Here is a 14,528-nt window from a genome sequence, read left to right as displayed (position 1 = left end):
AGGGCCCGACCTGCTCATGCCGGTCGGGCCCCTGCTGCGTCAGGACGCTCTCTGCGCGGCGCGGCGTCAGTGGTCCGAATAGCTGAAGTCGCCCACGGTCCAGGCGCTGACATCGGCGATCGAGACGCGGTACATCCCACCCGTCTCCGGGATCCCCACCGTTCCTTGCAGGATGCGGGCCACATGGAAGTGGAGGTGGGTGGGAGTCCCGTCCCGGCGGGGCGTGGCGGTGAAGGTGGTGGAGAACTCGGCCAGGCGGGCCGAGTCCGTCAGGACCTCCGACACCCGCTGCTTCCACACGGCTTCGGGAGCCAGGCGGCCGGTGATGACGGCACCACTGGTGACCACGGTCAAGGACATCTGGTTGCTCTGCCCGGACTCCACCAGAGCGGCGACATCAACGAGCAACTCGTCAGGCTTCGACATGGGAACCGATTCTATTCACGGGTCTCCACCCGCTCCAGCGGTCGCGCCACCGGGCGGGAAGTGCGCTCACCGTCCCGCCGGAGGCCCGTCGGGTGGCCGCGGTCGCTCAGGCGGGGCGGTTGGCCGCGGGCCGGCCGGACCACCCTGGGCAGCTCGTCGCGGCCGACGGGGTGTGGGGTGCCCGGAGCCGAATACCTCATCACTCGCCACGCGAAAATCTATCACGGCTGGAGTAGACATTGAGGTGCGGCATGGCTATGTTTTCTCTCGTAGCCCAGAGAGGAAATGAGGCCTGGCAGAGACGAACTGCCGGGCAGCGGTATCCGCAGTCGCAGTGCGCAGGACGGTCCGGTGGTGGAGTTCCGAAGCCAGGTTTGTGCAGGACGGCGACGGGGCTGGCGACCGGACCGGGTGGCCCGCAGTGTCAGGGGCCGCCTTGAGCAGTGCCCAGCAGTGGAGTACCGGGCAGGACCCCGGTGAAGGCGTCGGCTGCGGACGCGCGCACCGGGTGGTTCGGCAGTGGGATTCCAAGCCAGAGCAGACGCAGGACGGGCGACGGGGCCGGCTGCCGAATGGTGGCGCCGACAGAGGCCACCAGCAGTACAAGCAGTGAGTGCAGTATGCGCAGTGAGCTAGTTGATCACCGAGGGAAGAACGGAGGGGCCCAGCACCATCAGGATCGCCCGGGCGGAAGTCCGAGCCCGGGTACCGCAGGACATCGACTGTGAGGTGATCTACGGTCAAGCAACCGCGATCCCCGTATTCCCGGCAGCATCGTGACCGGGTTTGCGGAAACAGAAGGCCGGTGCAGGACTGGGGCCGGCAGATGGTGTAGTTGTTCCTTCGGGGCCCTGGTGCCATAGGCGCCAGGGCCCCTCCACGCGTTCCATGAGAGAGGTTCAGTGACAGCAGACGATTCGTTCGGCCGCCTCGACGACGACGACTACCCCGCCTACACGATGGGCCGGGCCGCCGAAATGCTCGGCACCACCCAGGGCTTCCTCCGCGCCATCGGCGAAGCCCGCCTCATCACCCCGCTGCGCTCGGCAGGCGGACACCGCCGCTACTCCCGCTACCAGCTGCGCATCGCCGCCCGGGCCCGGGAACTAGTCGACCAGGGCACGCCCATCGAGGCCGCCTGCCGCATCATCATCCTCGAAGACCAGCTCGAGGAAGCCCAGCGCATCAACGCGGAGTACCGCCGCGCCGCCGAGTCGTCCGACCCGTCGACCCCGGCCTGAGGTCAACGTGCCCGGCCGGTGGCCGCGAGCCGGAAGCCGGACACCGCAGACCGCGCACGGGTCAGCGGGACGGGCGGGGAGCGCCGCAGCCGCACGACGAGGTACACGACGTACAGGACGAGCACCGCGATACCGATGCCCAAGAGGAAGAACAGCCCGTCGGCCGTGGCACCGATGAGGCGAGGCCGAAGAGGAACGCGGCTGATCCTCTCCGGCAGAGCAAGGCCGGTGCCTTGGCCCGGGGCCGATGGCGCTTCCCCTCCGACCGGGGCGGCAGGCTGACAGCCTTCGCGAGAGCCGGCCATGTGGCGTACCCAGCAGCCGAAGAGCATGCTGGAGGCCACACCGCCAGTCCGGCCTCCTGTGTCCGCGGAAGGGCAGAACCACCGATGGACGCCGTGCCAGTGGGCGGCCTTCGCGCCCCGTCCGGTCGGGCTTGCCCTCCCCTGCTCGGCACGTCGCGTGCGGAGCCGTCGATGGCCGGTCACTGCGCAGGCTGCACGGACGTACGCGCCTGATGAGGGCCGTGTCGCCCGCCGGCCGGCCGGTTGGAGGCCACAGGATGACCGTCGGACGGCGCGGGGATCCGGACCGCTCCGAGAGCTTCGGGGAGGAGCTGCTGGGGGTGCTCCTGGACCGGGCCCACGAGCTCCCGCCCCATCTGGTCGGCCCGCTCGTCGCCGATACGGTGGCCCGGCTGGGGCCGCGACCTGCAGATCCTGCTTCAGGACTACGGGCAGCAGCAGCTGGTGCCCCTGCCCCGCGCGGGGCTGGCGGTCGGTGATCCGCAGCCCGTCGACCGGTCCGAAGCCGGCCGGTGCTTCCTCACGTCACGCCCGGTCGAGCTGGTGCTGGCCGACGGCGTACGGGTCCATCTGCCGCTGCTGGACGGCGGTGATCAGGTGGGCGTTCTCACCGTCACCTTGGACGGGGTCACTGACGACGATCGCCGCATCCTGCGCAGGATCGCGGGCTTGGTCGCCGACATAATGCAGACCAAGAACCGCTACACCGACCTCTTCTTCCGCACCCGCCGCCGCGAACCGATGGGCGTCGCCGCGGAGATCCAGTGGTCCCCGCTGCCGCGCGTCGCGGTCGCCGGAGTCCTGGAGCCCGCCTACGACGTGGCGGGGGACACGAAGGCACCTACACAGCCCTCTTGGGGCTCGCGTGCGTTCGCTTCTCCCGCGTCAGTGCAGTGGGCCCGCAATGGCGGCGAGAGCGACGAGGTGGCGCCGGTAGGCGGTCAGCCCTTCCTCGGTCAGGCGCAACCAGGTCCGCGGCCGGCGTCCCACCTGCCCCTTCTCAACCGCCACCCAGCCCGCTTCCTCCAAGCGCGAGACCTGTTTCGACAGCGCCGAGTCGGTGATCTCCACGAGATCCCGCACATAGGCGAACTCGGCCTTCTCCACGGCGGCAAGAGCCGCGACGATCGACAGGCGCACAGCCGACGCCAGAAGGGGTGCCAGATCATGTCGAGGGTGGGGATCCCGCCCCGCGCCCGCCGAGCCTTCCGCCATCACGCGGCACGTCCCCCCCGCCGAACCGCGGCGGCAGCGGCCGGCAGCGCGCACACGAGAGCAGCCGCGGCCGAGAAGGCGACACTGCCCACGAAGGCGGTGAAGCCGACCACGAGAGCGAGGACGTAGGCAACCGCCCAAGCACCGATCACCCTGAGGTGCCGGCCCGCGAAGCCACGAGGCACCACGGGCTGCCGCGCGGCGAACACGGACAACCCCATGACCATCAGGGCGTTCGCCAGCGTACTGACGATCACCCCTGTCGGTCCGCGCCACAGCAGCACCGCGGGAACGAGGATGAGCTGCCACGCCGCGAAGACCCACAGGTAGCCGACGTACCAGCCGCTGCGCCCCAGCGTGGTCGCCTCGATCCGGGCAACGCCCTCCAACGACGCGACCGCATCCGCCTGTTCACTCACCACTACTCCCCCTGTACAGCTTTGGACATCCATGAGCATGTCCAATCGGAAATTACTTTCCACCTTAGCAACTATTTGCCAAGGGTGGCAGCGCACGCTCTGCGGCTACGCCACCGCGCCGGTCCATGCCATCCCCCACCCGGCCGACGCCTCCCCCGGCGAGAATGATTCTGCGTCACCTCCCGGGGCGCACCCGAAGAACGCCGCGTGCGGGTGCACCTCTCGCCGGTGCCTACCCGCGGCCGACCTGCAGCGGCGGTAACCGGTCGGCAGAGTCCAGCAGGTACAGCAGCTGGGGCGGGTCCGATGGCGCGCCGACCCTGACCTGTGGCCGGACCGTCGCTGGTGGAGGCGCGCCCAAGCCGGTCTGATGACGCTCGGGCTCCTGGTGTCCGCCGCCGTGCTCTTCCGGGTGGGGCTGACGGACACCCTCAGAGCACTGACCTTCGGCGGGCGGGTCATGGGGGTGGTGTTCCTGGCCGGCGCGCTGGTGGAGACGGTCGCGGCGGCGGCAGTCTTCGACTACTGAGGCAAGCGGGCCACCCGGTACGCGGGGCAGTGCGTGCTGCTGGGGGTCGTCATCGTGGCCGTCACCAGTCTGATGTTCCTGATCCCGCAGTGGGAGGGCGGCTATCACGCAGGGCTGTTCCGACTCCGGGTCTGCCTGGTGGCGTGGTCCGTCTGGGCACTGTGGGAGGTGAGCCGGCACATGGTCTGGCGGGGGATTCCGCACCAGAAGCCCCCGCAGCGCCGGCACCCGCGCGGTGATCCGGGCCCGTGCAGGGGCATCGTGGGGACGTCATCACGCCCGCCTTCCTGTGCCGCATCCCGTTGGCGCGGGTCACCTCAAGGCGACACCTCGTGTGGCTGGTCGCACAGTTGTGGGTCTGGCGTGGCCGTGGCCGGTTCTGCGATGCTTCCGTCCGACCAGCGACGGCGGAACGAGGAAGCCGGTGAGATTCCGGCACGGTACCGCCACTGTGTAGGGGGAGCGACTCCGCCATGGCCACCGCCCCATCCGGGGGTGGGAAGGCCGGAGAAGCTTTGATCCCGAGTCAGGAGACTCACGCCGTCGCACCTCGATGTACGGGGCGGATTTCCCCAGGAGAGGCGGTGGCACCCGTGTGCCTGCGTACCCACGGCGGCAGCTCTGCGCTGCCCGAGGCCCTGTGGGGCCAACCTGCCCGGCTTGACGCACGAGCCCGCTCCCTCAGGGTCTGACGGCCTCCTCCCCCAGCGGGTCCTTCCCGTACGCCGCATCACGCGCGCCCCGGATTGCCGGTGCGCGCTGCCCACGTATGCCACCAGGAGTCACCTTGTCCGTACGATCCGTCATGCCCGGCCGTCGTCAGGCCGCCGCGGCAGCCTTCCTCACGGTCGCCCTCACGCTCACCGCGTGTGGCAGCGACGCCGGCCCGCCCGCCGACGCCAAGGCCCACGCCGCCGGGGAGGGCTGCGTCAAGGACTTCGACCCGGCCAAGGACTATTTCCCGGTCAAGTCGACGGTGAAGCACGCCAAGAACTTCACGCTCCGGTACGAGAAGAGCTACCAGGTCCTCACCGTCAACGAGCCCTATCCCAAGGGCAAGCCGGAGTCGTACGTGCTGGTCAAGTGCGGTGCGCCGAAGCCGGAGCTGACCGGTGAGCTGGCGTCCGCGCAGCAGGTCACCGTTCCCGTCAAGAGCCTGTACTCCGCCTCCACCACTCACCTGCCGCTGCTCACCGAGACCGGCACCCTGGACGTCCTGACGGGTGTCGCGAGCGTCGCGAACATCTCCTCCGCCCAGGTGATCGAACGGGCGAAGGCGGGCAAGGTCACCGAGTACGCCAAGGACCGCACCCTCAACGCCGAGACAGTGATCGGCGCCAAGCCGGACGTGCTGATGACCCAGGGCACCGACGACCCGCAGTACCCCAAGCTGCGTCAGGCCGGTATCGCCGTGGTCGCCAACGCCGAGTGGCTGGAGTCCAGTCCGCTCGGCCGCGCCGAGTGGGTCAAAGCGATGGCCGCGCTCACGGGAGCGGAGAAGCGCGCCGGCGAGGTGTTCGACACCGTCGAGGGCGACTACCGGAAGGTCGCCGAGAAGGGCGCGCAGGCAGTCGCGGCGGGCAAGCCCGTCGAGGTGCTGCCCGGCACGATGTACCAGGGCACCTGGTACATGCCCGCCGGCGGCAGCTACGCCGCCCAGCTGATCAAGGATGCGGGCGGCACCTACCCCTGGGCCGGTGAGGCGGGTACCGGCAACCTCCAGCTGAACTTCGAGGCCGTGTATGCCAAGGGCGGCGAGGCCCCGGTCTGGATCGCCGACCAGAAGTGGACGTCCACCGCCGACGCGGTCAAGGCCGACAACCGATACGGGCAGCTGAAGGCCCTCACCGGCGGTGCGGTCTGGACGAACACCAAGGCGCTCGGCCCCGGCGGCGGCAACGACTACTTCGAACGCGGCGTGCTGCGCCCCGACCTGGTTCTCGCCGACCTCTTCGCGCTGATCCACCCGGACCAGGCGAAGGACCATGCCTTCACCTTCTACACGCAGGTACCCAAGGCGTGACGACCCACATGGCAACCGCGCCGACCGCCTCGCCTGACGTCCCGGACGCCTCCCGGGCGCTGCGGCCGGGGCGGCGGCGCCTCGCTGTCGTCCTCGCCCTCGCCGCCGGCACGGCCGCGCTGTTCGTGCTCACCATCGCGACCGGCTCCCACCGGGTGCCGGTCGCGGACGTGGTCCGGGTCCTGTTCGGCGGCACCGCCACCGACCCGCGCTGGACGGTGATCGTCGAGCAGGTCCGGCTGCCGCGCGCGCTGACAGCCGCCGCCGTCGGCGCCGCCCTCGCGGTGGCCGGCGTGCAGATGCAGACGCTGTTCCGCAACGCGCTGGCCGATCCGTTCTCCCTCGGGGTGAGTTCGGGCGCCAGCATGGGCGTCGCCGCCGTGGTCGTCGGCACGGGCGGAGTCGCCGGAAGCTTCACCGGGAACCTGGCCGGCCTGGGGCGCCTGGGCGTCGTCCTCGCCGCCTCGCTCGGCGCCGCCGCCGTACTGGCCCTCGTCCTGCTCCTCGCGCGGTGGGTGCAGTCGGCCGTCACCCTGCTCGTCATCGGAGTCATGATCGGTTCGGCGGCCACCGCGGTGGTCGGAGTGATGCTCGTCTACGCCCGGCCCGAGCGCGCCCAGCAGTTCGTCATGTGGGGCCTGGGCAGCTTCAGCGCCACGACCTGGCCCGACCTCCAGGTCATGCTGCCCGTCATCGGCGCGGGCCTGCTGACCGCGCTGCTGACCGCCAAGCGTCTCAACGCCTTGCTGCTCGGCGAGGACTACGCCCGCACCATGGGCCTGAACGTCCGCCGCAGCCGAGATCTGGCGCTGTTCGGGACCTCGCTGCTGGCAGGCGCGGCCACCGCGTTCTGCGGCCCGGTCGCCTTCCTGGGCCTGGCCGTCCCGCATCTGACCCGGGTGGCGCTGGGGACTTCCGACCACCGGGCGCTGATCCCGGCGTCGATGCTCGCGGGAGCGTTTCTCGCGCTGTCGTGCGCGCTGCTGAGCCAGCCGCCCGGCACGGACTCCGTACTGCCGCTCAACGCCATCACCTCGCTGTTCGGCGCCCCCGTCGTCATCGCGTTCCTGATCCGCAGCCGCCGCGGCGTACAAGGAGTGGCCTCATGACCGACACCATGACCGAACCCGTCAAGGGCACGGCCGGCGGACCGGACCACCCCGGCGGCCTGGCCACCCAGGGGCTCGCCGTCGGCTACCGCACCCGGTCACCGCGCCGAAGGGGAGCCTGCCGGGCCGTGCTGTCCGGGCTCGACCTGGAGGCGCGGGCCGGTGAACTGACCGTACTGCTGGGGCCCAACGGCGCGGGCAAGTCCACGCTTCTACGGACCCTGTGCGGGCTCCTGCCGCCGCTCGGCGGCAGGATACGCATCGGCGGGGCCGACCTGGCGCACCAGCCGCCGGCCGCTCTCGCCCGACGGCTGGCCGTCGTCCTGACCGACCGGGTGGACCCCGGGCTGCTCTCCGTACGGGAACTGGCCGGGCTCGGCCGCCACCCGCACACCGGCTTCACCGGCCGCCTCACGGCCGCGGACCACACCGCCGTCGACTGGTCGCTGAAGGCGGTGGGCGCGGAACATCTGGCGGACCGGCCGGCCGCCGAACTCTCCGACGGCGAACGCCAACGCGTCCTGACCGCACGAGCCCTCGCCCAGGAGCCCGAGGTCGTCCTCCTCGACGAGCCGACCGCCTTCCTCGACGTCCCCTCACGCGTGGCCCTCACCGTGCTGCTCCGCGACCTCGCCCGGGACAAGGGCCTCACCGTCGTGGTCAGCACCCACGACCTGGAGCTGGCCCTGCGCGTGGCCGACGCCGTCTGGCTCGTCGACCGCGGCTCCCGCGTCCACGCGGGAGCGCCCGAGGACCTGATCCGCAGCGGAGCCGTCGCCGCCGCCTTCGACGCCGACCACCTGGCCTTCGATCCGGTCTCCGGCAGCTTCGGGCTGCGCCGCACCGCGCGGGCATCCGTAGCGGTGGATGCGGCACCCGATGTGCTCCCGCTCCTCGAACGGGCCTTGGCCCGGGAAGGACTGGCCGTCGCGGACCCGGGCGACCCGGACGTGCCCACGCGGGTGAGCTGCGACGGAGAGGACCGGCTCACCCTCACCGGACCGGACGGGCAGGTCGTCCGCACACGCAGCTTCCACGAGCTGACACGGACGGTACGGACATGGTGACCGCGGTCATCACCCCCGGCGTTCTGGCGCGGGTCTCCGGCATCGGGCCGTACTTCGCCGTGGCCACCGGGGCCCGTCCTGTGGGCGGCGGTTTCCGGCGGCTGGCGGAGCTGTACGGCGACTCGGACGCGCTGGCGGAGTGCCTACGGATCGTCGCCGAGCGGCTGGGCACCGACCAGCCCCGGGTGGCCGCGTCCACCCTGCACCTGGGCACCGCCTCCCGGCTCTGGTCGATCGCCCTGGCCTGCGCCGCGCTCACCGGCCGCGTACCCGACCTGGGACCCGACCGAACATGGTGGCGCCTGCCCGCCTCCGGCCCCCTCGACCTGTGGCTGCCCGACCCGCGGGAGGTGGACCAGGAGCCGCTCCCGGCCCTGCACCACACCGTCGCCGTCCAGAATCTGGCCCCCTGGGCCGAAGCCGTACGGCGGGTGTCCGGCGCCTCCCCACACACCCTTGGTGGCAACGCCGCATCCGCGCTGGTCGGAGCCCACCGCGTCCTGCTCGCCAGGGAGCCGCACACCCCGAACCCCGTTGTCCCCCTCGTCCGCGGACTGCTGGACCGCCCGCCGCTGGCGGGCGCCGGCACCTGCCGCACCACCACCCCCGACGGGCCGCTCGCCTTCCGCCGCCGCAACTGCTGCCTGTACTACCGCGTGCCGGGCGCGGGCACCTGCGGCGACTGCGTCCTCAACCTCAAGGAGAAGACCGCATGACCACCACCGAGCCGACCGTGATCGAGACCCCCGGCGGCGGCACCCAGCACGTCTGGCCCCTCCCGGTCGACGAGGCCACCCTCCTCGACCTCGTCACCACCGTCTTCACCGACCACTGGAAGCACATCCATTTCGGGCCCATCATCGAGGGCGCCGCCTGGGAGGTCGGCGCCCCCTGCGCCCCCACCGCCATCACCATGAACGACGGCTACGCCACCGTCGACTTCGGCGCCTGGCACTTCCACCTGTGCATCGGCGAGCACACCGCCTCCGGCCCCGAACTCGGCCGCATCCGCCGCTGCTCCCGTGCCGAGTTCTACCGCAGCCTCGGCTCCGACGGCGCCCCCGTCAGCTGGGGAGCCCGCCTCTTCAACGGCCGCGACGAGCAGATGATGACCATCCTGCTCCCCAACCCCTTCCTCACCGACCGCCAGGACATCCTCGACACCCCCGACTTCACCCGCCTCGCCGCCTGGGACACCCTCCGCGACCGCTTCCTCGGCCTCACCCCGGACCCCCTCGACCGCACCGGCAAGGGCTTCCGGCACAGCGCATGAAGTAGCGGCTGCCATCGCATCCACGGGCAGGGCGGGGAGCCGTGCCATAACGTGCCAGCAGAGGCGGTAGACAACGGTAAGCAAGGGGTCTGTCGAGCCACTTGCAACGGGACCACCGGCTAACGTTTTCGCAGGTCAGTGGCCATGCACAGGCCCGAGTGCCGGGTGATTCCCAAGCTTATAGCCCGGGTTCGATTCCCGTCATCCGCTCTTACAAGAAGGCCCAGGTCAGCGACCTGGGCCTTCTTCATTGTCTAGACCTCTCGGGACTCGCGTGCCATGCGTGTGCCAGGCGCGCCCTGACAACACATCAGAGCAGGTATCCAGAGTTCAGGATTCCCTGGATCCAGGAAGTGTTGTACCGTAGCCGCATGCTGACGCTCGCCACCGACCTCGCCGCCCTGACCCGGTTCGGCCGGGCGCTGGCCGACCCGATCCGCTGCCGCATCCTGCTCGCGCTGCGCGAGGCCCCCGCCTACCCCTCCGACCTCGCCGACGCCATCGAGGTCTCCCGTACCCGGCTCTCCAACCACCTGACCTGCCTGCGGGACTGCGGCCTGGTCGTCACCGTGCCCGACGGGCGCCGCACCCGCTACGAGCTCGCCGACGAACGCCTCGGCCACGCGCTGGACGACCTGCGCACCGCTGTCGTGGCCGTCGAGACCGACCGCACCTGCCCGGACGCCGCCGACAAGGGGTGCTGCTGACCATGACCGCGGAGATATCGATATCCCTCGGACCGTCCCCCGCCCGCCGTGACGCCCTCGCCAAGCGCATACGCCTGCTCGTCGCCGCCACCATCACCTACAACGTGATCGAGGCCGTCGTCGCGATCACCGCCGGCACCCTCGCCTCCTCCACCGCGCTGATCGGATTCGGCCTCGACTCGGTCATCGAGGTCTCCTCCGCCGCCGCGGTCGCCTGGCAGTTCTCCGCCCGCGAGCACGCCGTACGCGAAGCCCGCGAGAAGACCACGCTGCGGATCATCGCCGTCTCCTTCTTCGCGCTCGCCGCATACGTGACCGTCGACGCCGTCCGCGCCCTGACCGGCACGGGAGAGGCGGAGCGGTCCATCCCCGGCATCGTCATCGCCGCCCTGTCGCTGGCGGTCATGCCGTTCCTCTCCGCCGCCCAGCGCAAGGCCGGACGCGAACTCGGCTCCGCCAGCGCGGTCGCCGACTCCAAGCAGACCCTCCTGTGCACCTACCTCTCCGCCGTCCTCCTCGTCGGCCTGGTCCTCAACGCCACGCTCGGCTGGTCCTGGGCCGACCCCATCGCCGCCCTCGTCATCGCCGCCATCGCCGTCAAGGAAGGCCGCGACGCCTGGCAGGGCAAGGGCTGCTGCGCCCCCACCGCCTCCACCGCTGCCGCCTCCACCTCTGCCGCCTCCGTCGGCAACGCCGAGACGGACGCCTGCGACTGCAGGCCCGGCTGCGACTGCTGCGGCTGACCGCCTCTCAAGCGCGAAGAGGACCCCGGTGCTTACCGGGGCCCTCTTCGCAATCACTTGAACCATCGCGCGGCTGCCCCGCTCACCTCCACCGGAGGAACCCCACCTTGGAAATGCAATCCCTTTTCATCCAGCCCGCCCGCCTCACGGCACCGTCCGGCCCGGCCTGCCCGTCCCGACGAGCGCTTCTCGCCGCAGGCGGGCCCCAACGTGCCCCGTCGTCCGCTCGTGAACGAAGGCCCTGGTCGGAGACCAGGGCCTTCGTCGTTGTCACGGCCGCCTCAGGCGCCCAGGCACGGACTGCACACCACCCGCGCCCCTCGTCGGCCGGCCGGCCAGCGGCCCGGCCGGATTCGGGTCAGAACTTCAGCACCTCGCGGTCGAGCGGATAGCGCGCGCGGTGGAGTCCGTCGTACGGCGAGGGTGTGATCGGAAGGACGCCGGTCGGCTGCCGGCCGATGTTGTCGTCCCAGATCCGGGGTTCGACCTGTCCGACGACGCGGAACTTCCGGAAGGTGAACGGAGGGCTGTCGGTCGGGAAGAACTCGGGTGTGGTCATCACATGGAAGTGCAGGTGCGGCGTGGAGGAGTATCCGCTGTTGCCGATCTCCCCGAGGACCCGGCCGGGTTCGACATGGTCGCCTTCCCGGACCTTGAGCGAGCCGGGTTTCAGGTGGGCGTAGAGCAGAAAGCGGCCCGGCGCGACTTCCAGCGTGACGTGGTTGCCGACCGTCTCCTCGATCGGAGGGGCCGGCGGCGTGTCGGGGGGCGTGTTGTCCGGGAGTCCGTCCTGGACGTCCACCACTCTGCCGCCGGCCGAGGCCACGACCGGCTGACCGTAGGCCAGGTAGCTGGTGAGCTGTGCGGGGTCGCCTTCCCAGGTCTGGCCCTGCTCGCCGACCCGGTACCAGTCGATCCCGAAGCGCTGCGACACGTAGAAACGACCGTTGATCGGGCTCAGGCCGCGCCGATGGTGGGTGTTGCCGCAGCACGACTCACTGGCAAACCAGGTTCCGGGCCGGACCGGCAGGCCCAGGTTCAGCGGCGGAGTGTCGTCGGTCCGGGTGGTCTGCACCGTCTCCTCGAAGGCAGAGGAGCCGGAGGGGCTCTGGACGGCACCCGAGAGATGGTGTTCGAGGACCTTGGGCACCGGCTGACCGCGGTCGAGGACCAGGTCGAGCCAGATGACCCACTGCTGGGAGCCCGGGATGACGGTCGGCGTCGGCCCCGGGGGCGCCGGGGTGGAACCGTCCGCACCCGGGAGGGGGTCGCCCACCGGGTTGGCGGCGTCGGCCAGCGCCTGCCCTCTCAGCGAGCCGATGACCCGTTTGGTGCGGGCGTCTCGGACGTCGACACGGTCGAGCCGCACCGGCGTGCTGCTGGACAGGGCGTTCGTGGTGAGCAGTTCGTACGAGAGGTGCGTCTTGCCGTCCGTGGCGACGAACGGCGCCGGTTTGGTCATCACGGCCGCCGTCAACGGCGTGAACTGAGGGCCGGGCTCCGGAGTGGTCGGGCCCGTCCCGTAGCCGGGTGCCGTCGAAGCCGTCAGCAGGCCGACCGCGAGCACGGCGGCGGCGAGCCCGCGACGTAGCGGTCTGCGGCCGGTGCGGTTGCGAAATTGGCGCTCTGCCATGGTGCTCTTCCAGTCGTCAGGTCCGGGACCGTGATGGCACCGGCACGCCCCGCGCCGAGGCGCAGGCCCATGTAATCCGGCGAGCGGCACTCCCGCCGGACGGCGCCGGAGTCAGGGGCCGAACTACACCCGTCCAGCCGCACCCGCCCGGCGAGCCTCGCCTCGCGGACGTTTCGGGCCACTGTCGAGCGCCGTTCGACCACATGTGCCGTCCGGGCGTCGCCGGGTCGCTCCCGTCCCCACCGGTGTCCTCGGACCCGGCCGCCCTCAGCTTCCACCCTGTCCGCCGAGACGCCCGTGGGAGCAGTCCCGTCGGATGGCCGCGGACTCCGCCAGGGGGCCGGCACGTGCCCCGTCCGTGCCCTCCAGGACGGTGAACAGCGGTCACCACGAGTGGGAGCAGAGCCTCCCGGAAGGACCCGCGAAGAGGCTTGTCCACAGGTCAGAGGCCGTACGGACGGCCAAAGCAGCGGTGATTCCCAAGCCTATAGCGCGGGTTCGATTCCCGTCATCCGCTCTTGAACGAAGGCCCAGGACCAGCCGAGCGTGGCGTTGAGGACCAGGCCGAGCAGGAGCACGGCGGACAGGTACGTGCACAGGAGGGTCTGCTTGGAGTCGGCGACCGCGGAGGCGGAGCCGAGTTCACGGCCGGCACGGCGCTGGGCGGCTGACAGGAACGGCATGACGGCGAGGGAGAGGGCGGCGATGACGATGCCGGGGATGGAGCGTTCGGCTTCCCCGGTGCCGGTGAGCGCGCGGACGGCGTCGACGGTGACGTACGCGGCGAGTGCGAAGAAGGAGACGGCGATGATCCGCAGCGTGGTCTTCTCGCGGGCTTCGCGGACGGCGTGGTCGCGGGCGGAGAACTGCCAGGCGACCGCGGCGGCGGAGGAGACCTCGATGACCGAGTCGAGGCCGAATCCGATCAGCGCGGTGGAGGAGGCGAGGGTGGCGGCCGTGATGGCGACGATCGCCTCGACGACGTTGTAGGTGATCGTCGCGGCGACCAGCAGGCGTATCCGGCGGGTGAGTACGTCGCGGCGGGCCGGGGAGGTACCGAGGGATGTCGATATCTCGGCGGCCATGGTCAGCAGCAGCCCTTCTCGTCGGCGTCCGGGCAGGTGCGGTCGGTCTCGACGGCCACGACGGCAGTGCGCAGGTCGTCCAGCGCGTGGCCGAGCCGTTCGTCGGCGAGCTCGTACCGGGTACGGCGGCCGTCGGGGACGGTGACGACCAGGCCGCAGTCCCGCAGGCACGCGAGGTGATTCGACAGCCGGGTACGGGAAACGCCGATCGCGTCGGCGAGGTCGGCCGGGTAGGCCGGGGCCTCGCGGAGGGCGAGCAGGATGCGGCAGCGGATCGGATCGGCGAGAGCGCGGCTATCTCGGTGGAACAGGCGCACGAGGCGGTCCTGGATGCTCTCGCGACGCGAGCCGCTGCCATCGGGGAGCAGCGGTGAGTGCGGGTCTGCGCAGCGGTCAGGTCGCCGAGGCAGCCGGGGTGAACGTCCCGCTCTTGTAGAGAAGGCCCTGGTCAGAGACCGGGGCCTTCTTCGTTGTCCAGGCCTCCCGCCCGCAGCGTGCCCTCCGGGCACGCCGGCGCATAGGACGGCAGAGCACAGATAAACGATCAACTACTGGCGCGAGTCACTAGACCAGCAGGGGGAATTGAGGGGGACCAGACGGCGCCCCGCGACGTGGACGCGGCCCCTGAGCGCGCCCTTCCGATAGACACCACCCCATGATCATTGGCAACTGCAGCGGATCGGCGGTCCGCCGTCGATCCGTGCGCCGGGCGGGCTGTCCCTCGCGAGCGGAAGGGGGGAGCCCATGTCGTCG

Annotated in this window: 16 protein-coding genes, 1 pseudogene and 1 riboswitch; of the genes and pseudogenes, 10 read left to right on the top strand and 7 right to left on the bottom strand. The window is 71.0% G+C overall.

Annotated features, from left to right (window positions below):
* Nucleotides 1-66: 66 nt before the first annotated feature.
* A complete protein-coding gene (locus ACIGEZ_RS07380; RefSeq protein ID WP_399826947.1) occupies nt 67-426 on the bottom strand; it encodes a hypothetical protein in 360 nt (119 codons plus the stop codon).
* Nucleotides 427-1,328: 902 nt separating this feature from the next.
* Here ACIGEZ_RS07380 and ACIGEZ_RS07375 point away from each other — a divergent pair.
* Nucleotides 1,329-1,667: a MerR family transcriptional regulator gene (locus tag ACIGEZ_RS07375; protein ID WP_399826944.1), complete on the top strand. Its 339-nt coding sequence runs from the start codon at nt 1,329-1,331 to the stop codon at nt 1,665-1,667.
* A 2-nt stretch (nt 1,668-1,669) separates the two neighbouring features.
* On the opposite strand, the gene ACIGEZ_RS07370 is transcribed toward ACIGEZ_RS07375, so the two are convergent.
* A complete protein-coding gene (locus ACIGEZ_RS07370) occupies nt 1,670-1,810 on the bottom strand; it encodes a hypothetical protein (RefSeq protein ID WP_399826942.1) in 141 nt (46 codons plus the stop codon).
* A gap of 419 nt (nt 1,811-2,229) precedes the next feature.
* Between ACIGEZ_RS07370 and ACIGEZ_RS07365 the strand changes: the two are divergent.
* Nucleotides 2,230-2,806 (top strand): annotated as a pseudogene (locus ACIGEZ_RS07365) (serine/threonine-protein phosphatase); the annotation flags it as partial.
* Between the two features lie 51 nt (nt 2,807-2,857).
* Here ACIGEZ_RS07365 and ACIGEZ_RS07360 read toward each other — a convergent pair.
* Together ACIGEZ_RS07360 and ACIGEZ_RS07355 are read right to left on the bottom strand one after the other, a co-directional pair.
* The gene (locus ACIGEZ_RS07360) at nt 2,858-3,112 is read right to left on the bottom strand and encodes a winged helix-turn-helix domain-containing protein (RefSeq protein WP_399826939.1); all 255 of its coding nucleotides are present in this window, start codon (nt 3,110-3,112) and stop codon (nt 2,858-2,860) included.
* Nucleotides 3,113-3,186: 74 nt separating this feature from the next.
* Nucleotides 3,187-3,606: a hypothetical protein gene (locus ACIGEZ_RS07355; protein WP_399826936.1), complete on the bottom strand. Its 420-nt coding sequence runs from the start codon at nt 3,604-3,606 to the stop codon at nt 3,187-3,189.
* Between the two features lie 370 nt (nt 3,607-3,976).
* On the opposite strand from ACIGEZ_RS07355, the gene ACIGEZ_RS07350 reads away from it, so the two are divergent.
* The 8 genes from ACIGEZ_RS07350 (at nt 3,977) to ACIGEZ_RS07315 (ending at nt 11,057) form a co-directional block, all read left to right on the top strand.
* Complete coding sequence (locus ACIGEZ_RS07350; RefSeq protein WP_399826934.1) at nt 3,977-4,135, top strand: hypothetical protein; 159 nt, start codon at nt 3,977-3,979, stop codon at nt 4,133-4,135.
* A 373-nt stretch (nt 4,136-4,508) separates the two neighbouring features.
* Nucleotides 4,509-4,693, top strand: a riboswitch (cobalamin riboswitch).
* 229 nt (nt 4,694-4,922) lie between these two features.
* Nucleotides 4,923-6,158 (top strand): ABC transporter substrate-binding protein, encoded by a 1,236-nt coding sequence (locus ACIGEZ_RS07345; protein WP_399826932.1) that lies wholly within the window; start codon nt 4,923-4,925, stop codon nt 6,156-6,158.
* Between the two features lie 8 nt (nt 6,159-6,166).
* Nucleotides 6,167-7,267, top strand: a complete 1,101-nt coding sequence (locus ACIGEZ_RS07340; RefSeq protein WP_399826929.1) for a FecCD family ABC transporter permease — start codon at nt 6,167-6,169, stop codon at nt 7,265-7,267.
* Nucleotides 7,264-8,334 carry an ABC transporter ATP-binding protein gene (locus ACIGEZ_RS07335; RefSeq protein ID WP_399826927.1) on the top strand — a complete coding sequence of 357 codons (1,071 nt, stop codon included), beginning with the start codon at nt 7,264-7,266 and terminating at the stop codon, nt 8,332-8,334. The genes ACIGEZ_RS07340 and ACIGEZ_RS07335 overlap by 4 nt, the downstream gene beginning before the upstream one ends.
* The gene (locus tag ACIGEZ_RS07330) at nt 8,328-9,050 is read left to right on the top strand and encodes a (2Fe-2S)-binding protein (protein ID WP_399826926.1); all 723 of its coding nucleotides are present in this window, start codon (nt 8,328-8,330) and stop codon (nt 9,048-9,050) included. The genes ACIGEZ_RS07335 and ACIGEZ_RS07330 overlap by 7 nt, the downstream gene beginning before the upstream one ends.
* Nucleotides 9,047-9,607, top strand: coding sequence for a hypothetical protein (locus ACIGEZ_RS07325; RefSeq protein ID WP_399826924.1), 561 nt, complete (start codon nt 9,047-9,049; stop codon nt 9,605-9,607). Before ACIGEZ_RS07330 ends, ACIGEZ_RS07325 begins: the two co-directional genes overlap by 4 nt.
* A gap of 371 nt (nt 9,608-9,978) precedes the next feature.
* Nucleotides 9,979-10,314, top strand: coding sequence for an ArsR/SmtB family transcription factor (locus ACIGEZ_RS07320; RefSeq protein WP_399826921.1), 336 nt, complete (start codon nt 9,979-9,981; stop codon nt 10,312-10,314).
* Between the two features lie 2 nt (nt 10,315-10,316).
* A complete protein-coding gene (locus ACIGEZ_RS07315) occupies nt 10,317-11,057 on the top strand; it encodes a cation transporter (RefSeq protein ID WP_399826918.1) in 741 nt (246 codons plus the stop codon).
* Between the two features lie 358 nt (nt 11,058-11,415).
* On the opposite strand, the gene ACIGEZ_RS07310 is transcribed toward ACIGEZ_RS07315, so the two are convergent.
* From ACIGEZ_RS07310 to ACIGEZ_RS07300, 3 genes are all read right to left on the bottom strand, one after another.
* Nucleotides 11,416-12,690, bottom strand: coding sequence for a M23 family metallopeptidase (locus tag ACIGEZ_RS07310; RefSeq protein WP_399826915.1), 1,275 nt, complete (start codon nt 12,688-12,690; stop codon nt 11,416-11,418).
* A 485-nt stretch (nt 12,691-13,175) separates the two neighbouring features.
* Complete coding sequence (locus ACIGEZ_RS07305) at nt 13,176-13,775, bottom strand: cation transporter (protein ID WP_399826912.1); 600 nt, start codon at nt 13,773-13,775, stop codon at nt 13,176-13,178.
* Nucleotides 13,776-13,777: 2 nt separating this feature from the next.
* The gene (locus ACIGEZ_RS07300) at nt 13,778-14,092 is read right to left on the bottom strand and encodes an ArsR/SmtB family transcription factor (RefSeq protein ID WP_399826910.1); all 315 of its coding nucleotides are present in this window, start codon (nt 14,090-14,092) and stop codon (nt 13,778-13,780) included.
* Nucleotides 14,093-14,528: the final 436 nt, after the last annotated feature.

The sequence above is a fragment of the Streptomyces sp. NPDC085481 genome, from assembly GCF_044541845.1.
In the GTDB taxonomy this organism is placed as follows: Bacteria; Actinomycetota; Actinomycetes; order Streptomycetales; family Streptomycetaceae; genus Streptomyces.
The sequence above is the reverse complement of the archived record's forward strand: the minus strand, read 5'-3'. Positions and strand labels throughout refer to the sequence as shown.